Consider the following 21,123-nt stretch of genomic DNA (forward strand, 5'->3'; position numbering starts at 1 on the left):
GAACGTCAGACCGTCAGGTAGGACAAAGCGTCTGACGCGGAGCTGCTCGTCGTCAACGCCGCGAGCTGTGCCGACGTCATGGAAGCGAGCTGACCTGACGTAAAGGCTTCAGCCTGGGACGTTGACAAGGCGGCCAGCGCACTGGTGCTCAATCCCGAAATCGCGCTCGTGCTCAGAGAGATGATCTGCTCGGTTGAAAACGCGGCGAGGTCGGTAGCATCCAGTGCTGCGGCCTGCATGACGTCGAAGGAGCCGACCTGCGATGTCGACAGCGCTTCGATTTGCGCAGTGCTCATTGCCGCCACCTGGGCGTAGCTCAGCGAAGAAATCTGGCCTGTCGTCAAAGCCGCAATCTCGTCGGAGGATAGGGACGCGATGGCGGTCGTGGACAATCCTCTGATCGCCGTCGAACTAATCGCCGTAAGTTCCTCCGTCGAGAAGGTTTCCAGATCCGTGGTGGTCAACCCGGCAAGCCCGGTGGAACTCAATGCGGAGATCTGACTGGTGGAAAGCGCTTCGACCTGCTCCTCGCTAAGAACTGCGACTTGGTCGCTGCTCAATCCCGCAACGCCTGCCGTGCTCAAGGCCGCAATTTCGGTGGCGGAAAGCGTCACGATAAAGTCCGTGGATAGCCCCTTCATCGCGCTTGAGCTAATCGCACCGAGTTCTTCCGGTGAGAAAGTGTCCAGCATATCAAGGGTCAGGCCCTTCAGCGCCTCCGAACTCAATCCAGCGATCTGACTGGTCGAGAGCGTTTCGACCTGCTCAACCGTCAAGGCGCCGGCCTGCGCGCTGCCGAGGCCTGCAACAGCCGTCGAACTTAAGGCGGCGATTTGCGCATCCGAAAGCGAGGCGATGTCGACGGTGCTCATGGCCGCAATCTGCTTCGAGGTGAGAGCGCCGACCTGAGCGGTCGTCAGGGCATCCACCTGATCGGTGCTGAGGACTGCGATCTGGTTGGTGGTCAGACCCGATATGGCGGCTGTACCCAGGGCTGCGACTTGGGACGCCGTCAGCGAGGCGACCGTTGCCGTTGACAAGCCCGAGACCGCGCTTGAACCGATCGCCGCGATCTCGGTCGTAGTGAAGGTATCCAGATCATCCGCGCTGAGGGCGGCAATCTGCTTCGAGCTGAGCGCGCTGATCTGCACGCTTGTCAGTGCCTCGACTTGATCGGTGCTCAATACCGCGATCTGATCGGTGGTCAAGCCTGCTATGCCCGACGTGCCAAGTGCTGCAACCTGCTCCTCCGAAAGCGAGGCGATGTCGCCGGTGGTCATGGCCGCAATCTGCTTCGAGGTCAGAGCGCCGACCTGCGCGGTCGTCAAAGCGTCCAACTGATCGGTGCTCAGCACTGCGATCTGATCGGTGGTCAGACCCGAAATAGCGGCCGTACTCAGCGCTGCGATTTGGGCGGCCGACAGTGAGGCGATCGTTGCCGTCGACAGGCCCGAAGCCGCACTCGAACCGATTGCCGCAAGCTCGGCTGAGGTGAAGGTATCCAGATCCTGCGCGCTAAGGGCGGCAATCTGTTTCGAGCTGAGGGCGCCGATCTGCACACTGGTCAGCGCCTCGACCTGATTGGTGTTCAGGGCAGCAATCTGGCTGGTGGTCAGACCCTCTATCCCCGCCGTGCCAAGTGCCGTGACCTGTTCCAGCGAAAGCGAGGCGATGTCGGCGGTGCTCAAGGCCGCAATCTGTTTCGAGCTGAATGCGTGCATTTGTGCCGTCGTCAGGCCGTCCACCTGATCGGTGCTCAGCACTGCGATCTGATCGGTGGTCAACCCCACTATGGCCGCCGTACCCAAGGCCGCCATCTGGGTCGCCGATAGCGAGGCGATCGTTGCCGTCGACAGGCCCGAGACCGCGCTTGAACCGATCGCGGCCATTTCGGCAGTGGTGAAGGTATCCAGATCGTCCGCACTGAGCGCCGCGATCTGCTTCGCGCTGAGCGCGCCCACTTGGGTACTGCTCAAGGCTTCAACCTGATCGGTGCTGAGCACCGCGATCTGATCCGTGGTCAGACCCTCTATCCCCGCCGTGCCAAGTGCCGCGACCTGTTCCAACGAGAGCGAAGCGATATCGTCGGTGCTGAGGACCGCAATCTGCTTCGAGGTGAGAGCGCCGACCTGCGCGGTCGTCAAAGCGTCCAATTGAACGGTGCTGAGCGCCGCGATCTGATCGGTGGTCAGACCCGATATGCCCGCCGTGCCAAGTGCGGCGACCTGGGTCGCCGACAGCGAGGCGATCGTTGCCGTCGACAGGCCCGAGACCGCAATCGAAGTGATTACGGCTATCTCCGCAGCAGTGAAGGTGTCGAGATCCTCGGCGCTGAGGGAGGCAATCTGTTTCGAGCTAAGTGCGCCGACCTGGGTGCTGGTCAGGGCCTCGACCTGATCGGTGCTGAGCGCCGCGATCTGATCGGTGGTCAGACCTGCGATGCCCGCCGTGCTCAAAGAGGTGATCTGGCTTGCCGAAAGGGTAGCGATGTCGCCGGTGCCCAAGGCCGCAACCTGTCGCGAGCCGAGCGCGCCGACCTGAGCGTTGGTCAGAGCGTCCACCTGATCGGTACTCAGGGCCGCGATCTGCTTGGTGCTCAGTCCACTGACGCCGATCGTGCTCAGGGCCGCGATTTGAGCCGTCGTCAAGGAGGCGATCGCGTCCGTCGACAGGCCTGGGATCGCATTCGAACCGATCGCTGCGATCTCCTTCGTCGAGAAGGTCGCTATATCGTCGGACCCCAATACCATAAGCTGTGTGGAACTGAGGGCGCCGATCTGGGTGCTGGTCAAAGCCTCCATCTGCGCCGTGTTCAGGGCCGCGATCTGCTTGGTGCTGAGCACATTGATATCTGCCGTACTCAACGACGCGATCTGGGTCGTCGTCAGGGATGCGACTGTGTCTGTCGACAATCCGGCGATGGTATCCGAACTGATCGCCGCAATGTCCTTGGTCGAAAACGTTGCTATGTCGTCCGTGCCGAGGGCTCCGATCTGCCGTGAGCTCAGCGCGCCGACCTGGGTACTCGTCAAGGCCTCCACCTGAGCGGTGCTCAGCGCTGCAATCTGCGCCGTGCTCAGGGCGGCAATGCCCTGCGTACTCAGGGCCGCGATCTGGGCTGTCGTCAGGGAGGCGATCGTCGCCGTCGACAATCCCGGGATCGCACTCGAACTGATTGCCGCAATATCCTTGGTCGAGAAGGTTGCTATGTCTTCCGAAGTAAGCGCGGCAATCTGTGTGGAATGGAGAGCGCCGACCTCGGCGCTGGTCAAGGCTTCAGCCTGACTGGTGCTGAGCACCGCGAGTTGCTTGGTGCTCAATCCCGCAACGCCAGCCGTGCTGAGGGAAGCAATCTGGGCTGTTGAAAGAGCCGCTATGTCGTCTGTGCTCAAGGCAGCAACCTGCGCCGAGCTCAGCGCCGCGATCTGCTTGGTCGACAGAAGCGCAATCTGATCGGTGCTCAGGACGGCGAGCTGCTTGGTCGAAAGTCCTGCGACGCCAGCGGTGCTCAGTGCCGCGATTTGGGTCGTTGAAAGCGACGCTATGTCGCCCGTGCTCAGCGCCGCGATCTGTGTCGAGCTGAGTGCGCCGATCTGGGTACTGGTCAGGGCGTCGAGCTGAGCCGAGCTCAGGGCGGTAATCTGATCGGCAGTCAAGCCCGTAATGCCCGATGAACTCAGCACGGCGATCTTGTCGGTGGACAAGACTGTAACATCGTCACCCAAGGCAGCGACTTGCGACGAAGTCAGCGCCTTGACCTGCGCAGCGGAGAGGAGGCCGACCTGAGTGCTGCTCAAGGCTTCGACCTGATCGGCCGTCAGGCTCACAACTGCGCTGGTGCTCAGGGCAGCAATCTGATCTTCGCTGAGAGATGCGACAACATCCGTGCTCAAGCCCGGCATGGCCTTGCTCGTGATCGACGCGATATCGGCGGTTGAGAAGGTCGCGATGTCCTCTGCGCTCAGGGCCGCAAGTTGCGTTGAACTCAGCACCTTCACCTGGGCCGTGGATAGTGCTTGGACCTGAGCTGTGCTCAAGGCGTCGATCTGGTCGGCCGTCAGGCCTACAACCGCGCTGGTGCTCAAGGCAGCAATCTGAACAGTCGACAGGGCTCCGATAATATCTTCGCTCAGGCCCGATATAGCCTTGTTCGTGATCACCGCGATATCGGCGGTCGAGAACACAGCTATGTCCTCTGCGCTCAGGGCCGCAAGTTGCGTTGAAGTCAGCGACCGCACCTGCGTCGTAGACAGGGCTCCCACCTGATCGGTGCTCAAAGCCTCGACCTGGTCGGCCGTCAGGTTTGCAACCGCGCTGGTGCTCAAGGCAGCAATCTGAACGGTCGACATGGCTTCGATCTGGTCGGCGCTCAGGGCTTGAAGCTGTACGGTCCTGAGGGCATTGATCTGGAGCGTGGTCAACACGGCGATCTGATCGTCGGAAAGCGCCGCGACGGTATCCGTGCTCAAGCCTGTCAGGGCTTTGCTGGTAATCGCCACGATATCCGCGGTGGAAAAGGTCGCTATGTCCTCCTCGCTCAGAACTGCAAGCTGCGTCGAGCTCAGCGCCTTGACCTGCGTCGGCGACAGAGCCTCGACCTGATCGGTGCTCAAGGCCGTAAGCTGTGATGTTGTGAGCGCTGCGACCTGAAGTGTCGTCAATACAGCGATCTGATTGGTGCTAAGCGCTGCGACTGTGTCCGTGTTCATGCCCGGGAGGGCCTTGACCGTGATCGCCGCAATGTCCGCGGTCGAGAAGGTCGCTATATCCTCCGCGCTCAGGGCCGCAAGTTGCGTCGAGCTCAGCGACTTGACCTGTGTCGGCGTCAAAGCCTCGACCTGATCGGTGCTCAAGGCCTGGAGCTGTACTGTCGTAAGGGCACTGAGCTGAGCCGTCGTCAAAGAAGCGATCTGACTTGTGGTAAAGGCGGCGACAATGTCCGTGCTCAAACCGGGCATGGCCTTGCCGGCGATCGCCGTGATATCGGCGGCCGAGAATGTCGCTATGTCTTCTGCGCTCAAGGCAGAAAGCTGTGTCGAAGTCAGCGCCTTCACCTGGGTCGACGACAAGGCCTCGACCTGATCGGAGGTCAAAGCCGCGATCTGCGCTGTCTTGAGGGCAGCGATCTGGACCGTCGTCAATACGGAGATCTGCTTCGTGGAGAGCTCTGCGATGACGTCCGCGCTCAGGCCCGGTATGGCTTTGGCAGTGATGACAGCGATATCAGCGGTCGAGAAGGTCGCTATATCATCCGTGCTGAGAGCCCCAAGTTGCGTCGAAGTCAGAGCCTTGACCTGCGCCGAGGTCAGAGCCTTGACCTGATCGGTGCTCAAGGCTGCGATCTGATCGGTCGTCAGCTTTGGAACCGCGACAGTGCTCAATGCGGCGATCTGAGTGGTGGTGAGGGCTTCAAGAATGCCCGTACCCAGGCCCAAGATGCCTTTGCTCGTGATCGCCGCGATATCGGCGGTCGAGAATGTCGCTATGTCATCCGTGCTTAGGACTGCGAGCTGCGTCGAGGATAGGGCCTTGACCTGCGCCGGCGACAAGGCTTCGACCTGAACGGTGCTCAAACCCGCGATCTGATCGGTCGTCAGGCTGGCAATTGCGGTGGTGCTGAGGGCAGCAATCTGAACGGTCGACAGGCCATCGAACTGATCAGCGTCCAGGGCCTCGACCTGCGTTGTTTTAAGCGAGGCGATCTGGGCTGTCGTCAACACGGCAATCTTGTCGGAGGAAAGCGCTGCGATAACTTCCGTGCTCAAGCCTTTCACGGCCTTGCTGGCAATTGCCGCGATATCGGCGGTGGAGAACGTCGCGATGTCTGCCGTGCCCAGGGCCGCGAGTTGCGTCGAGCTCAGCGACGCCACCTGCGCCGACGACAGGGTTTCGACCTGTTCCGTGCTCAATGCCTCAAGTTGCTTCGTCGTGAAGCCCGTGATCTGAAGCGTCGTCAATGCGGCGATCTGATCGGTGGAGAGCTCCGCGATGACGTCCGCGCTCAAGCCCGGGATCGCTTTGTTGGTGATTGCCCCGATATCGGCGGAGGAAAAGGTCGCCATGTCCTCCGCGCTCAAGGCCGCAAGCTGCGTCGAACTCAATACCTTGACCTGTGCCGATGACAGGGCCTCGACCTGAGCAGTACTCATGGCCGCAATCTGTTCGGTCGTAAGACTTGCGACCGCATTGGTGTTCAAGGCAGCAATCTGATCGGTCGACAGCGCTGCGATCATATCCGTATCCAAGCCGAGAACGGCCCTGTTCGTGATCGCCGCGACATCATCGGTCGAGAATGTCGCTATGTTATCTGCGCCAAGGACCGCAAGCTGCGTCGAGCTCAACACCTTGACCTGCGTCGACGACAGGGCTTCAACCTGATCAGCACTCAAAGCCGCGACCTGATCGGTCGTCAGGCCAGCGACCGCGCTGGTTCCGAGGGCGGCGATCTGGTCGGTGCTCAGACCTCCCACAATGTTGGCAGCCAAGCCCAGGATGCCCTTATTCGTGATCGCCGCCATATCGGCGGTCGAGAATGTGGCTATGTCATCCGCACCAAGGACCGCGAGCTGCGTCGAGCTCAGCGACTTCACCTGCGCCGGCGTCAGAGCCTCGACCTGAGCGGTACTCAAGGCCGCGATCTGATCGGTGCTCAGACCTGCAATCGCGCCGCTGTTCAAGGCAGCAATCTGATCCGTCGACAGGGTCTCGAGCTGATCGGTATCCAAGGCCTGGAGTTGCGTCGTCTTGAGGGCGCTGACCTGGCTTGTCGTCAGCGCGGCAACCTGATCGGTAGAAAGCGCCGCGACGGCGTCCGTGCCCAGACCCGAGACGGCTTTGCTGGCAATCGCCGCGATATCGGCGGTCGAGAACGTCGCTATATCGTCCGCACTCAGGGCTGCGAGTTGCGCCATCTTCAGGGCGCCGACCTGATCCGTCGTCAGAGCCTCAGCCTGATCTGTCGTCAGAGCATGAAGCTGCGTGGTGGTGAGCACGGAAACTTGGCCTGAACTCAGACTTTCAATAGAAACCTTATCGAGAACGCTCAGTTGATCCAGCGTCAAACCAATTATGGCGCCTTGCGAAATGGCGCTCAATTGCTCGGTATCGAGGACGTCAACATCTTCCGTATCCAAAGCTGCGATCTGAGCCGAAGAAAGCGCTTGGATCTGCGCTGTGGAAAGCGATGCCACATCTTCGGTGGACCACGCCGCGACCGACGCTGTCGAAAGAAGTCTGATTTGATTGACAGTCAGGGAAGAAGCGATCGTAGTCATGCCCGCAAATCCTAAACGTTAAGTCCAGCGTCTCAACAACCAACAGGCGTCATGCTTGCCCAAGCTCTGAATGAGCATCGGCCACTCGATTCCGCCAATCTTTAAATGCTGGGTACGAAAAGGGGCTTGCCTGAACCTGAAGTTGGCTGGCTTCGCAGCCTCACCTTCAGACGTCCTCTGGAGGATTCTTCATCGCGAAATCAAACGGATGGTGGCATTTCTCGATGCCAGCCCAGCCTTGACCCCTCTGGGCGCGCCAAGAGGCCCTTTAGTTTAGTGATTCTTCAGACTTCGTCATGAGTCGGGATTTGCCGTTATGATCTCACGCGGTCAGGATGCGCCGCCTGAAAGGCGGGCAGTTTGGCGCACTTGCCATCGATATCGGCTATGCGCCTGAAATCGGTCATGTCCACCCCCCAGCGGCGGGCGTTGTAGACCTGTGGAACGAGGCAGAGATCCGCCATCGTCGGCTGATCTCCAAAGCTGAACTCTCCCTTGGTTTCAGCCAGCATTGCTTCAACTTTGCCAAGGCCGCTCGCGATGAAATGCTTCATCCACTCGTCGCGGGCCTCAGCTTTGCCCGTTATGGTCATGACATGCGCCACGACATGCGTGTTGCAGATGGGATGGATGTCCATGGCGATTGCGTAAGCAAGCGCTCGCACGTGCTGCCGGTCCGCAATATCCCGCGGCATCAATCCGCACTCCGGCCGAAGTTCGGCGAGATATTCGATGATTGCGAGCGACTGCGTCAGCGTCCTCCCGTCGATCACCAGCGTCGGCACGAACCCCTGCGGATTGAGCGCCAGATAATCCGCGCTCCGCTGCTCGTCTTCCAGCAAGTTGATCGACACGGTTTTATAGCCGATCCCGAGCATATTGAGCGCAATGCGGACACGGTAGCTCGCCGATGATCTCCAGTAGTCGTAGAGAACGACCTCATTCATGGCCCCTTCGATCCTTCATATTTTTCGACCGTCTGCTCGATCGCTCCGAAGATCGAATGCCCAGTCCGATCCTTCATCTCGATGCGGACCTGGTCTCCGAACTGCATGAATGGAGTTTTCGGCGATCCGGTTTCAATGGTCTCGATCATCCGTATCTCGGCGATGCATGAATAGCCGTCTCCTCCGTCGTCGATCGGTTTGCCCGGCCCACCATCGAGCTTGTTGGAAACCGTTCCCGAGCCGATGATCGTGCCGGCCACCAGATTGCGGGTCTTGGCGGCGTGGGCGATCAGTTGGCCAAAATCAAACGTCATGTCGATGCCAGCATTCGCCTTGCCAAACGCCTTGCCGTTCAAGCTCACGAGCAGCGGAAGATGCAGCCTGCCGCCATCCCACGCCTCCCCGAGTTCGTCCGGCGTCACCGCGATCGGAGAAAATGCCGATGCGGGCTTGGACTGGAAGAAACCAAATCCCTTTGCCAGTTCTTCGGGTATGAGGCCGCGCAGCGACACATCGTTGACGAGCATGACCAGGCGGATAGCGCTGCGGGCGGCCTCCGGACTGGACCGCATGGCAACATCGCCGACGACGACGGCAACCTCGCCTTCCATGTCGATCCCATAGGCCTCATCAGCCATCACGATAGGGTCGCGTGGACCAAGGAAACCGTCCGAGCCGCCTTGATACATCAGCGGATCGATCCAGAAGCTGTCCGGCATCACGGCGTTGCGCGCCTTGCGCACCAGCTCGACATGGTTGACATAGGCCGAACCATCAGCCCACTGATAGGCCCGCGGCAAAGGCGACGCAGCATCATGTTCGTGGAAACGGATCGTCGGCTGCGCTCCCGTCTCGATACCCTCAGCAATCAGCGCAAGTCTCGGAGCCACATGCTCCCAATCGTCTAGCGCTGCCTGCAGGGTGCGGGCAATGTGACCGACCTCGGAGCAGCGCGTAAGGTCGCGGGAGACGACGACAAGCCGACCGTCCCTTGTGGAATCTTTCAAAGTCGCAAGCTTCATGTCCCAATCCCAATGTCAGAGGATGTTCGACCGGACTTCACTTGATGCCGGGAGTACCGTCGAAGCGGCGTTCCAGGCCGTCCCAGCATTCCAGGTAATTGTCCTGCCGCGTTTCGAGCTCGGCCGCGTATTTCGTCACCTGCTGCGGAAACCTCGTCTCGAACATGAACGCCATGGTGTTCTCCAGCTTTACAGGTTTAAGCTCGGAATTGGATGCTTTTTCAAAGCCCGATGCGTCCGGCCCGTGGGGAAGCATCATATTGTGCAGGCTCATGCCACCCGGCACGAAACCCTGCTCCTTCGCATCATATTGGCCATGGATCAGGCCCATGAACTCGCTCATGATGTTGCGATGGTACCAGGGCGGGCGGAAGGTGTGTTCCGCCACCAGCCAGCGCGGCGGAAAGATCACGAAATCGACGTTCGCCGTGCCGGCACTTTCGGTTGGGGCGGTCAGCACAGTGAAGATCGACGGATCGGGATGGTCGAACAGGATCGCGCCGACCGGGGAAAACGTCCGCAGATCATACTTGTAGGGAATATAGTTGCCATGCCAGGCGACCACATCGAGGGGCGAGTGGCCTATTTCCGTGACGTAGAATTTGCCACACCATTTGACATGCACGCGGCAGGGCGTTTCCTTGTCCTCGAAGGCGGCAACCGGAGTCTTGAAGTCGCGCGGGTTTGCCAGGCAGTTTGCGCCTATAGGCCCCCGATCCGGCAGCGTGAATTTCGCGCCGTAGTTCTCACATATATATCCGCGCCAGACTTTCTCATCGCCCTTGCGCGTCACCTTGAACATCATGCCACGCGGAATGACGCAGATTTCCAAGGGCTCGATGTCCATGATGCCCATTTCGGTGAACACCCTGATGGCACCGACCTGGGGCACGATCAGCAGCTCGCCATCGGCATTGAAGGAATAATCGTCCACCATGTCCTCGTTGAAGACATAGGCGTGTGACGCCATGCCTGTCTGGGTCATGACATCGCCGGCGGTCGTGATCGTGCGAATCCCGTCCAGGAAGGTCAACCTCTCGTTCGGCACGGGCACCGGGTCCCAGCGAAGCTGCCCCAAAGGAAGCGAATGTTCGTCAAGGCAGGGTGCGGATTTCCAGAGAGGATAGGAAGCGTTCGAAAAGCGGCGGGTATGACGCACGCTCGGGCGAATGCGATAGAGCCATGATCTTTCATTCGTCCCGCGGGGAGCGGTGAACGGTGAACCCGAAAGCTGTTCGGCATAGAGACCGTAATTGCATTTCTGCGGGCTGTTCTGGCCTTGCGGCAAAGCGCCGGGCAGCGACTCGCTTTCGAAGTCGTTGCCGAAGCCGGGCATATATTGCAGCGTCTCCGCCGCCGCAGACCGGCGATCGGAACCCCGGGTTCTCGTCTGGTCCATCGCTCAATTCCTCCCGAAAATTGGGGCGACCCCACCTGTGCGCAGGGTCGCCGAAAGATCACTCTGCCGCGGTGCCGATGACGCCGCGCTTGATCTGATCCGCCTCGATGGACTCGAAAAGAGCACGGAAGTTGCCTTCTCCGAAGCCTTCATCGCCCTTGCGCTGGATGAACTCGAAGAAGATCGGACCAATGACGGTTTTGGAGAATATCTGGAGCAGGATTTTCGTCATGCCGCCATTCACCACACCTTCGCCGTCGATGAGGATACCATGTTTCTTCATACGTTCGATGGGTTCGTCATGGCCGTTCACGCGGTCATAGGACATGTCGTAGTAGGTCTCCGGAGGACCCGGCATAAAGCGGAGACCGTTTGCGGCAAGCCTGTCGGTGCCTTCGTAGATGTCTTCCGTTCCGACGGCGATGTGCTGGATGCCCTCGCCCTTGTACTTCTTCAGAAACTCCTCGATCTGGCTCGTATCGTCCTTCGATTCATTGAGCGGAATGCGGATTTTGCCGCAGGGTGACGTGATCGCCCGGCTCACCAGACCTGTGATGCGCCCGTCAATATCGAAGAAGTGGATCTGCTTGAAATTGAACAGCTCGCGATAGAAAGCCCACCACTTGTCCATGTTGCCGCGGAAGACATTGTGCGTCAGGTGGTCGAGATAATAGAAACCGACTCCTTCAGGACGCGGGTCGCGCTGGCCAAACCAATCGAACTCGGCGTCGTAAGCCGATCCTTTCTCACCGTATGTCTCGATGAAATAAAGCAGCGAGCCGCCAATACCGACAATTGCCGGGACATTGAGCGCCTTGTCATCCCCTTCATAGGGAACGGCACCCTTTGCCACCGCATGTTCGAACGCATGCCTGGCATCCACGACGCGCCAGGCCATCGACGGAGCGCAGGGACCATGATCGGCAACGAAACGAGCGGCATGGCTGCCGGGTTCGGCGTTCAGGAGATAGTTGATATCGCCCTGCCGCCAGACGGTGATGTCTTTCGTCTTGTGCTTTGCGACCGCAACGTAACCCATGCGCGTGAAGAGCTCGCGCAGTTTCTCGGGCTCGGGATGAGCAAATTCAACGAATTCGAAGCCATCGGTGCCGGCCGGATTGTCGGCGGTTATTTCCGAAGGCGGCGCATCGTGCGGAAAAGGACCCATTTTCTTTCTCCTTCAGAGAAGATGAATTTCATATGCAAAGTGTGGCCCAAAACGCGCGCAAAGTTCTTGCATTCTTCATGCCTCAGGAAGATATTATGCACGGATCGTGAGAGTTTTTGAGATTTTGCGCAATGGATGAACAGCTTGATAAATTGGATTTGCGCCTGCTGCAGGAACTGCAAAAAGACGGTCGGTTGACGAACAACGAATTGGGCGAGCGGATCGCGCTTTCGCCCTCGCAATGCTCGCGAAGACGGACGAGACTGGAGTCCGAAGGATATATCCGCAGCTACCAGGCCAACCTTGACCGGCAGAAGCTGGGTTTGGATATGCTGGTGGTCATTTCCGTGACCCTCGCAACGCATAACAGAGACAATGCCCGCAGATTTTCCCAACTGATCAACGGACTGCCCGAAGTTCTCGAAGCCTATGCGCTGACGGGTGAAATGGATTATCACCTGAAGGTGGCGACCCGCGGGCTCAACGACCTTTCAAGATTCGTCAACGACGTTCTGTTGCCCCACGAGTCGGTGCAGCACGTGAAGACTTCGATTGTCCTTGATACGCTGAAGACATTTGAAGGGTTTCCGGTCCTCATGCAGCATAGTTGGCATGGCGATAGTGTGCGCTGAGTTGTCAGCATGCGCGAATGCGGCGCGACAAGCGCTAGATCGGCAGTTCGGTCGAGAATTTCAGCTCGCGCAGCACAAAACTTGATACGACCGTGCGCACATGCGGGTTGCGCATGAGGTATCGCGTCATGAAAGCCTCATAGCTTTCCACATCCTTGGCCCGGATCTTCAGCATATAGTCGAAGGCGCCGGACAACGCGTAGCACTCCATGATCTCCGGCCGCTCCAGCACCACCGAGGCAAAAGACGCCACCGCCTCTTCATGATGATCCTCCAGTGTAACATGCGCGATCACGCAGAGCTTAAGATCAAGTTTTCCTGGATCGAGCAGCGTCACACGCTTGCGGATAACGCCATCACCTTCCAGCTCCTGGATCTTCCGCCAGGCCGAACTCTGAGACATGCCGGCTTTTTCCGCCAGGTCTGCCAGTGAAAGGCTGCCATCGGCCTGGATGAGCTGGAGAAGCTTGCGATGAAAATTCCCAGGTTCTTTCATTTTCAGCGCCATATTCGAGAATATTTGCCACCAATATGGCAATGGCCAGCATAAAAGAAAAGAAAATCCTCCCCGCTCGGAGCACAATTGCAGGAAAGCCGCACTGGCTGGGAGGATCAGCATGACCAAGGAAAGTAGCTACACCGCCAAACTGCCCGGCCCGGACGGTTTATACGATTACACCGCCGAAGAAGATGCGATCTGGGGCGAACTCTATGAGCGTCAGATGAAGCTTCTGGCCAATATGGCCTGCCGCGAATATCTGGAGGGCGTCAAAACCCTGGGGCTCAAGTCGGACAAGGTGCCTCAGCTTCTCGATGTCAATCGGCGCCTGAGCGAGACCACCGGCTTCGGCGTCGAAGGCGTGCCGGCGCTCATTCCGCCCTCGCGCTTCTACGAACTTCTGTCGCAGGGCAAATTCCCGCTTGCCACTTTCCTGCGCCGTCGCGAGCATATCGACTATATCGAGGAGCCGGACCTGTTCCACGAGGTATTCGGCCATTGCCCGCTGCTGACCAACCAGAGCTATGCCAATTTCGTTCGACATTTCGGCGAAACCGCCGTGCGCCTCGGCAAAGGCTATTCGTGGCATCTGTTCCGCATTTTCTGGTTCACCGTCGAATTCGGCCTGATCAATACGCCGCAAGGCCGCCGTTGCTTCGGCGCGGGCATCGTCTCGTCGCCAAGTGAAGCGAAGGCGGCAATGGAGGGCAAGGCCTGCGAATTCCGGCCGTTCGATCTACTGACCGTCCTCAGAACGCCCTATCGGATCGATATCGTTCAGCCGATCTACTACGTCATCGACAGCTTCGCCGACCTTGAAGCGATCGTCGAGCAGGATATCGAAGGCTTGATCGTCAAGGCAAAGTCGCTGGGTGATTTTCCGCCCACTTTCGAAGCCAAGGCTTCCTGAACCGTCGAAAGGCGCGTGGGACTGATCGAACGTATTTAGGCCCCAGCGGCCAAGCAACACAGCGCAACTCGCCCAAAATGCCGCCACCTGGCGGCATTGTTTTATCGGCTTTCGCCAGAGCGCCTTGCTCGATTAATGTGCACCGCAGCAAAGGCCGCCCAAGATTTGACCATGCCGTCAGCGGGTCAACAATTTCCTTCCCCTTTGATAATACTAGATTTTCTTGGCGTCACGAATTTGGCACGCAACTTGCTTTGTTATTTTTGAGGCCGATAAGGCTCACACATTGGCGTCCAACGTGGGGCGCCCCAAGCAAAGCTGCTGATCAGGATTGACGAACGCGCTCCCAGCGTGCGCGAACCCTGGCCGGCAGCTTTTTTGTTTCAACTTGAACCCAGGAAGGCGCGACGTTGTCGCGCACGGAGAAGCTATGCCTGCTTTTGACCAAACGCCGACATCGTCCTCTGACGCACCGCAACGCGCGCTGTGGATATCGACACTCGCATTCACGCTCTGTTTTGCCGTGTGGACGATCTTCGCGATCATCGGCATTCGCATCAAACAGGAGCTCGGCCTGAACGAAGCCGAGTTCGGCCTGCTGGTCGGCACCCCGGTCCTGACCGGTTCGATCGTCCGCATTGTTCTTGGCATTTGGACCACGCGTTATGGCGGCCGGCTCGTCTACACGCTCACCATGCTGGCCGCCGCAGTAGCGACCTTCCTGCTCTCCTATGCCCACACCTACACGCAGATGCTGATCGCCGGCCTCGGCGTCGGTCTTGCCGGCGGCTCCTTCGCAGTCGGCGTCGCCTATATCTCGCCCTTCTTCCCGCCCGAAAAGCAGGGAACGGCGCTTGGCATCTTCGGCGCCGGCAATGTCGGTGCCGCGGTGACCAAGTTCGCAGCCCCCTTCGTTCTCCTTGCATGGGGCTGGCAGGCTGTTGCGGAGATCTGGGCGCTGGTGCTTGCCGTCATGGCTGTCGTCTTCTGGTTCACCACGACGGACGATCCGGCCTTCCGCGCCCGTCGCAACGGCGGCGGCGCATCCAAGAGCCTCCTGCAGGAATTCGCACCGTTGAAGAACGTGCAGGTATGGCGCTTCTCGCTCTATTACTTCTTCGCGTTCGGCGGTTTCGTCGCCCTGTCGCTGTGGCTGCCCCGTTATCTGGTCGGCGTCTATGGCTTCAACCTTGAGACCGCCGGCATGGTCGCCGCAGCCTATTCCATTCCCGGCAGCATCTTCCGCGCCTTCGGCGGCATGCTTTCCGACAAGAAGGGCGCACGAAGCGTCATGTACACGATGCTGGCGGTGTCGGCAGTCACCACCTTGATCCTTTCGCTGCCGGCCGCCACCGCGGCAGGCCCGGCCTTCGGCATCACGCCGGCCATCTTCATCGTCGTCATCTTCATCCTTGGCTTCTTCATGAGCCTCGGCAAGGCGGCCGTCTACAAGCACATCCCCGCCTATTATCCCGGCGCTGTCGGCGCTGTCGGCGGTATCGTCGGCATGATGGGCGGCCTTGGCGGCTTCATTCTGCCGATCGCCTTCGGCCTGCTCAAGGATATGACCGGCCTCTGGTCGAGCTGCTTCATGCTGCTCTTCGCGATCGTCGCCATCTCGCTGGTGTGGATGCATTTCTCCATCCGGCAGTTGCAGCGCAACAGCGCAGCGACCGCAAATACCAGCGTTTTTGCCCAGTAATTCGGATCGGAATTCCCCTATGACCCAGAAACTTGTCATCATCGGCAACGGCATGGCGCCCGGCCGCATGCTGGAACACCTCCTCGAAAAGGCGCCTGGCCAGTATGAAGTGACGATCTTCAACGCCGAGCCGCGCGTCAATTACGACCGCATCATGCTGTCGCCGGTTCTTTCCGGCGAAAAGGACTACGAGCAAATCATCATCCATGGCGATGGCTGGTACATCAAAAACAACATCACCCTCTATAAGGGTCACAGGATCATCAATATCGATAGGGCGGCCAAGACGGTCACCTCCGATCACGGCGTCACCGAGAGTTACGACAAGCTGGTGATCGCAACCGGTTCAGTGCCCTTCATCATTCCGGTGCCGGGCAAGGATCTGCCCGGCGTCATCACCTATCGCGACCTCGACGACGTGCAGGCGATGTTGCTCGCCGCCCAGTCGCGTGAGAAGGCAATCGTCATCGGCGGCGGTCTCCTTGGCCTCGAAGCTGCTGCCGGCCTTGCCTCCCGCGGGATGGATGTCACCGTTCTGCATGTCATGCCGACGCTGATGGAACGCCAACTCGACCCGGCTGCAGGCTATCTGCTGCAAAAGGCGGTGGAAGAGCGCGGCATCAAAGTCATTACCAAGGCCAATACCAAAGCGATTGTCGGGAACGGCAAAGTCGAAGGCATCGAGCTTGAAGACGGCCGCATCATTCCCGCGACCCTCGTCGTCATGGCAGTCGGCATCCGCCCAAGCGTCGGGCTCGCGAAGGACGCCGGTATCGCCGTCAACCGCGGCATCGTCGTCGACGATGGCATGAACACGTCCGATGGCGACATCATGGCGCTTGGCGAATGCGCCGAGGTCGGCGGCATGGTCTACGGCTTGGTGGCGCCTCTCTATGAAATGGCTCGTGTCGCCGCTTCGCATTTGTCGGGAGACCGCTCCGCCGCCTTCGTGCATTCCGACACGCCGACCAAGCTCAAGGTCACCGGCATCGATCTCTTTTCTCTCGGAGACTTTGCAGATGGCGACGATCGCGAGGAAATCGTTCTGCGCGACGCTGCAGCCGGCGTCTACAAGCGCGTGATCCTCAAGGACAATCGCGTCATCGGCACCGTGCTATACGGCGAGACTGCTGACGGCGCATGGTTCAACGACCTGAAGAAGAAGGCGACCGATATTTCGGAGATGCGCGAGACGCTGATCTTCGGCCAGGCCTACCAGGGAGGGTCCCCGCTGGACCCTATGGCGGCCGTTGCAGCCTTGCCGGATGATGCGGAAATCTGCGGCTGCAACGGCGTCTGTAAGGGCAAGATCACCTCGACGATCACTGCCAAGGGTCTGACGTCCCTGGATGAGGTGCGCGCCCATACCAAGGCGTCCGCCTCGTGCGGCTCCTGTACCGGGCTCGTCGAACAACTGATGACGATCACGCTTGGCGACAGCTACAATCCGAAGGCCGTGCAGCCGATGTGCGCCTGCACCGAGCTTGGCCATGACGATGTGCGCCGGCTGATCAAGGCCAAGGGGCTGAAGAGTATCCCCGCCGTCATGCAGGAGCTAGAGTGGAAGACCTCGTGCGGCTGCGCGAAATGCCGGCCGGCGTTGAACTACTACCTCGTCTGCGACTGGCCGGATGAATATGCCGACGACTATCAGTCGCGCTTCATCAATGAGCGCGTTCACGCCAATATTCAGAAGGACGGCACCTACTCCGTCGTGCCGCGCATGTGGGGCGGCGTGACCAGTTCGAACGAGCTGCGCGCTATTGCCGATGTCGTCGACAAATTCGAGATTCCGATGGTGAAGGTGACCGGCGGTCAGCGCATCGACCTGCTCGGCGTGCAGAAGGAGGATCTTCCCGCCGTTTGGGCCGATCTCGGCAAGGCCGGTTTCATTTCCGGCCAGGCCTATGCCAAGGGCCTGCGCACGGTGAAGACCTGCGTCGGCTCCGACTGGTGCCGCTTCGGCACGCAGGATTCGACCGGCCTGGGCATCCGCATCGAGAAATTCATGTGGGGCTCGTGGACGCCGGCAAAGCTCAAAATGGCGGTTTCCGGCTGTCCGCGCAATTGTGCCGAGGCAACCTGCAAGGACATCGGCGTCATCTGCGTCGACAGCGGCTTCGAGATTCATTTCGCGGGCGCTGCCGGTCTCGACATCAAGGGCACGGAAGTGCTCGGCCTCGTCAAGACCGAGGACGAGGCGCTGGAGCATATCGTGGCATTGACTCAGATGTACCGCGAACAGGCCCGCTATCTCGAGCGCATCTACAAATGGGCCAAGCGCATCGGTCTCGACGAAATCCGCCGCCAGATCATGGAGGATGCCGAAAAGCGCAAGGCTTACTACGAACGCTTCGTCTTCAGCCAGAAATTCGCTCAGGTCGACCCCTGGTCGGAGCGCGTCTCCGGCAAGGACAAGCATGAGTTCAAGCCGATGGCGACGATCGGCTACCCGCAGGCCGCCGAGTAAGGAGATGAGCATGAACTGGATTGAAATCGGCGACATTTCGGATATCCCGCTGCGCGGCGCGCGCTGCGTGAAGACGCCGCAGGGCAAGATCGCGGTCTTCCGTACTGCCGAAAACGAAGTCTTCGCCATCGAGGATCATTGCCCGCACAAGGGCGGACCGCTTTCGCAAGGGATCGTGCACGGTGCAGCCGTCACCTGCCCTCTGCACAATTGGGTCATTTCGCTTGAAACCGGCAAGGCGCTCGGGGCGGATGAAGGTTCGGTCCGCACCATCCCGGTGCGCAATGAGGACGGAGTGCTATCGATCAGGCTCGATAGTCTCATGATGGCGGCGGAATAAATGGTCCTTCGCCCGGCAATATCTTCGGCTCTTGGAGGACGCCTCAATGCCCGCTGAGACCAAAACGACCTGCCCCTATTGCGGCGTCGGCTGCGGCGTCATTGCGAGCATCGACGACGACGGCAAGGTTTCCGTCAAAGGCGATCCGGATCATCCCTCCAATTACGGGCGCCTCTGTTCCAAGGGGTCGGCGCTCGCGGAGACGATCGATCTCGACGACCGTCTTCTCTATCCGGAAGTCGGCGGTCAACGCGCGGACTGGGACGACGCTCTTGATCTGGTGGCAAAGCGCTTTTCCGAAACAGTTGCCGCGCATGGTCCGGATTCGGTTGCCTTCTATGTCTCCGGTCAGCTTCTGACCGAAGATTACTACGTCGCCAACAAGCTGATGAAGGGCTTTATGGGCTCGGCCAACATCGATACCAATTCGCGCCTCTGCATGTCGTCCTCGGTCGCGGGCCACCGCCGTGCCTTCGGTTCCGATACGGTGCCCGGCACCTATGAGGACATCGAATTGGCCGATCTGGTGATCCTGACCGGCTCCAATCTCGCCTGGTGCCATCCGGTCCTCTACCAGCGCCTTGCCGCCGCCAAGGCGGAGCGCCCGGGGATGAAGGTCGTCGTCATCGATCCGCGCCGAACGATGACCTCCGATATTGCCGACCTGCATCTGGCAATCCGTCCGGACGGCGATGTGGCGCTATTCACCGGTTTGCTTGCGCGCCTCGCCCAGAGCTCCGCCATCGACCAGAATTTCATCGCGCTCCACACGGAGGGCTTCTCGGACGCTTTCGCGGAAGCCTCGGCGCTGAGCTTCGGCGACCTGCTTGACAAGACCGGCCTGCCGGCGATGCAATTGCGCGAGTTCTTCCGCTTGTTCGAGACGACGGAAAAGGTGGTGACCTGCTATAGCCAGGGCGTCAACCAATCGTCCTCCGGCACCGACAAAGTCAACGCCATCATCAACTGCCATCTTGCCACAGGGCGCATCGGCCGTCCGGGCATGGGACCGTTCTCCCTGACCGGCCAACCGAATGCCATGGGCGGACGCGAAGTTGGCGGGCTCGCCAATATGCTTGCCGCCCACATGGCGATCGAAAATGCAGGCGATCGCGATCGCGTGCAGCGCTTCTGGAAATCCCCCGTTATCGCCGAACGGCCGGGACTGAAGGCCGTCGACATGTTTCGCGCCGTTGCCGACGGACGTGTCAAAGCCCTGTGGATCATGGCGACAAATCCGGTGGTTTCGATGCCGGATGCCGATGCCGTGGAAGCGGCCATCAAGGCCTGTCCCTTCGTCGTCGTTTCCGATGTCCTGAAACTGACGGATACGGCACGGCACGCCGATGTATTACTGCCCTCCGTCGGCTGGGGCGAAAAGGACGGCACCGTCACCAATTCCGAACGCCGGATTTCCCGGCAGCGGGGCTTTCTCCCCTCCCCTGGCGAGGCTAAGCCGGACTGGTGGCAGATGGCCGAAGTCGGTCGTCGGATGGGATTTGCCGAGGCCTTCTCCTTCGCCTCGAGAGCCAGCATTTTTGCCGAACATGCCGCCCTTTCCAGCTTTGAAAATAACGGCAGTCGGGATTTCGATATTGGTGCCTGCGAGGAGATAACGGCCGACGACTATGACGCGCTCTCGCCGTTCCAATGGCCGCAGCCTGCGGGATCAGCACCGCAGACGTCGCGCTTCTTCGCCAAAGGCGGTTTCTTTCATGCCGATGGCAAGGCCCGTTTCGTGGCCGTAAAGATGCCGGTTTCGGACCGCACGAGCGCAGAATTCCCGTTCACACTCAATACCGGCCGCATCCGCGACCAATGGCATACGATGACCCGCACCGGCAAAAGCGCCCGGTTGTCGGCGCATATTGCCGAGCCCTTTGCCGAAATCCATCCCCGCGATGCGATCGAAATCGGCGTCAGCGACGCAAGCCTAGTCGAGATCGAAAGCCCACAAGGCAAGGTAACCGTCCGGGCATTGGTGACGGAACGACAGGCGCGCGGCAGCCTGTTCGTGCCGATGCATTGGAACGACAGTTTCGCCGCAAAGGCGCGTATCGATACCGTCGTTGCGCCCCTCACCGATCCCTTTTCCGGCCAGCCGGCTTCGAAAAATGTCGCTGTTGCGGCACGTCCTTTCAAGGCATCCCGCTATGGCTTTGCCGTTTCCGTGGCAAAGCCGCAGCATCTGGAGGCCGCCTATTGGGCACTCGCCAAGGCCGATGGCGGATGGCGGATGGAGCTGGCTTTCGACGACGCCGCGGAAGACTGGGCGGACTGGTGCCGCGCCACGTTCGACATTCCTGCAGACGTCGAACCGCTCGGTTATGCCGATCAAACCTCTGGCGATCTGCGTCTGGCCTTCTTCGACGGAGACAGGCTGATTGCGGCGCTGTTTCTGGCTCGCCAGCCAGTGGCTGTTGCCCGCAACTGGGCGATTGCGCAACTGTCCGCATCGCACGGCAATATGCGCAAACGCTTTGCGCTCGTCGCCGGCCGGCCGGGCGCCAACACCCCGGATCCCGGCGCAACCGTCTGCTCGTGTTTCGGCGTCGGCGTCAACCAGATCGTCGGTGCGGTTCGCAATGGCTGCCACAGCGTCGAGGCGGTCGGCAAAGCGCTGAACGCCGGAACCAACTGCGGTTCCTGCCGAGCCGAAATCCGCGGGATCATCGATGGATGCCTTGCGACGGCGGCCGAATAGCCGACCCCGAGAATAGCCATGGAACAAAGCGCCATGCTTCCCGTTCGTTTTGGAAT

General features: G+C 59.8%; 12 protein-coding genes. 6 read left to right on the plus strand and 6 right to left on the minus strand.

What is annotated here, in order from left to right:
• Window positions 1–5 precede the first annotated feature (5 nt).
• From QA648_RS26740 to hppD, 5 genes are all read right to left on the minus strand, one after another.
• Window positions 6–7,274, minus strand: a complete 7,269-nt coding sequence (locus tag QA648_RS26740) for a hypothetical protein (RefSeq protein WP_283051722.1) — start codon at window positions 7,272–7,274, stop codon at window positions 6–8.
• Window positions 7,275–7,588: 314 nt separating this feature from the next.
• Window positions 7,589–8,221, minus strand: coding sequence for a maleylacetoacetate isomerase (gene maiA / locus QA648_RS26745; protein WP_283051724.1), 633 nt, complete (start codon window positions 8,219–8,221; stop codon window positions 7,589–7,591).
• The gene (locus QA648_RS26750) at window positions 8,218–9,243 is read right to left on the minus strand and encodes a fumarylacetoacetate hydrolase family protein (RefSeq protein ID WP_283051726.1); all 1,026 of its coding nucleotides are present in this window, start codon (window positions 9,241–9,243) and stop codon (window positions 8,218–8,220) included. Before QA648_RS26750 ends, maiA begins: the two co-directional genes overlap by 4 nt.
• Before the next feature lie 37 nt (window positions 9,244–9,280).
• Window positions 9,281–10,642: a homogentisate 1,2-dioxygenase gene (hmgA, locus tag QA648_RS26755; RefSeq protein WP_283051728.1), complete on the minus strand. Its 1,362-nt coding sequence runs from the start codon at window positions 10,640–10,642 to the stop codon at window positions 9,281–9,283.
• Window positions 10,643–10,700: 58 nt separating this feature from the next.
• Window positions 10,701–11,810 carry a 4-hydroxyphenylpyruvate dioxygenase gene (gene hppD, locus QA648_RS26760; protein ID WP_283051730.1) on the minus strand — a complete coding sequence of 370 codons (1,110 nt, stop codon included), beginning with the start codon at window positions 11,808–11,810 and terminating at the stop codon, window positions 10,701–10,703.
• 131 nt (window positions 11,811–11,941) lie between these two features.
• Between hppD and QA648_RS26765 the strand changes: the two genes are divergently transcribed.
• The gene (locus QA648_RS26765) at window positions 11,942–12,442 is read left to right on the plus strand and encodes an Lrp/AsnC family transcriptional regulator (RefSeq protein WP_283051732.1); all 501 of its coding nucleotides are present in this window, start codon (window positions 11,942–11,944) and stop codon (window positions 12,440–12,442) included.
• Window positions 12,443–12,476: 34 nt separating this feature from the next.
• On the opposite strand, the gene QA648_RS26770 is transcribed toward QA648_RS26765, so the two are convergent.
• Window positions 12,477–12,938 carry an Lrp/AsnC family transcriptional regulator gene (locus tag QA648_RS26770; RefSeq protein WP_260305249.1) on the minus strand — a complete coding sequence of 154 codons (462 nt, stop codon included), beginning with the start codon at window positions 12,936–12,938 and terminating at the stop codon, window positions 12,477–12,479.
• 121 nt (window positions 12,939–13,059) lie between these two features.
• Here QA648_RS26770 and QA648_RS26775 point away from each other — a divergent pair, with 121 nt between their 5' ends.
• The 5 genes from QA648_RS26775 to QA648_RS26795 all read left to right on the plus strand — a co-directional run bounded on the left by QA648_RS26775 (window position 13,060) and on the right by QA648_RS26795 (window position 21,067).
• Window positions 13,060–13,851 carry a phenylalanine 4-monooxygenase gene (locus QA648_RS26775; protein ID WP_283051737.1) on the plus strand — a complete coding sequence of 264 codons (792 nt, stop codon included), beginning with the start codon at window positions 13,060–13,062 and terminating at the stop codon, window positions 13,849–13,851.
• 430 nt (window positions 13,852–14,281) lie between these two features.
• Window positions 14,282–15,553, plus strand: coding sequence for a nitrate/nitrite transporter (locus QA648_RS26780; protein WP_283051739.1), 1,272 nt, complete (start codon window positions 14,282–14,284; stop codon window positions 15,551–15,553).
• Between the two features lie 19 nt (window positions 15,554–15,572).
• On the plus strand, window positions 15,573–18,023 hold the full coding sequence (gene nirB / locus QA648_RS26785; protein ID WP_283051741.1) for a nitrite reductase large subunit NirB: 2,451 nt from the start codon (window positions 15,573–15,575) through the stop codon (window positions 18,021–18,023).
• A gap of 4 nt (window positions 18,024–18,027) precedes the next feature.
• Window positions 18,028–18,363 carry a nitrite reductase small subunit NirD gene (nirD, locus tag QA648_RS26790; protein ID WP_260304190.1) on the plus strand — a complete coding sequence of 112 codons (336 nt, stop codon included), beginning with the start codon at window positions 18,028–18,030 and terminating at the stop codon, window positions 18,361–18,363.
• A gap of 46 nt (window positions 18,364–18,409) precedes the next feature.
• Window positions 18,410–21,067, plus strand: a complete 2,658-nt coding sequence (locus QA648_RS26795; protein WP_283051744.1) for a nitrate reductase — start codon at window positions 18,410–18,412, stop codon at window positions 21,065–21,067.
• Window positions 21,068–21,123: the final 56 nt, after the last annotated feature.

Source organism: Rhizobium sp. CB3171, assembly GCF_029714265.1.
In the GTDB taxonomy this organism is placed as follows: domain Bacteria; phylum Pseudomonadota; class Alphaproteobacteria; order Rhizobiales; family Rhizobiaceae; genus Rhizobium.

Coding starts and splice junctions, on each gene's coding strand:
- QA648_RS26740 (WP_283051722.1), bottom strand. CDS start 7,274: ATGACTACGATCGCTTCTTCCCTGACTGTCAATCAAATCAGACTTCTT.
- maiA (WP_283051724.1), bottom strand. CDS start 8,221: ATGAATGAGGTCGTTCTCTACGACTACTGGAGATCATCGGCGAGCTAC.
- QA648_RS26750 (WP_283051726.1), bottom strand. CDS start 9,243: ATGAAGCTTGCGACTTTGAAAGATTCCACAAGGGACGGTCGGCTTGTC.
- hmgA (WP_283051728.1), bottom strand. CDS start 10,642: ATGGACCAGACGAGAACCCGGGGTTCCGATCGCCGGTCTGCGGCGGCG.
- hppD (WP_283051730.1), bottom strand. CDS start 11,810: ATGGGTCCTTTTCCGCACGATGCGCCGCCTTCGGAAATAACCGCCGAC.
- QA648_RS26765 (WP_283051732.1), top strand. CDS start 11,942: ATGGATGAACAGCTTGATAAATTGGATTTGCGCCTGCTGCAGGAACTG.
- QA648_RS26770 (WP_260305249.1), bottom strand. CDS start 12,938: ATGAAAGAACCTGGGAATTTTCATCGCAAGCTTCTCCAGCTCATCCAG.
- QA648_RS26775 (WP_283051737.1), top strand. CDS start 13,060: ATGACCAAGGAAAGTAGCTACACCGCCAAACTGCCCGGCCCGGACGGT.
- QA648_RS26780 (WP_283051739.1), top strand. CDS start 14,282: ATGCCTGCTTTTGACCAAACGCCGACATCGTCCTCTGACGCACCGCAA.
- nirB (WP_283051741.1), top strand. CDS start 15,573: ATGACCCAGAAACTTGTCATCATCGGCAACGGCATGGCGCCCGGCCGC.
- nirD (WP_260304190.1), top strand. CDS start 18,028: ATGAGCATGAACTGGATTGAAATCGGCGACATTTCGGATATCCCGCTG.
- QA648_RS26795 (WP_283051744.1), top strand. CDS start 18,410: ATGCCCGCTGAGACCAAAACGACCTGCCCCTATTGCGGCGTCGGCTGC.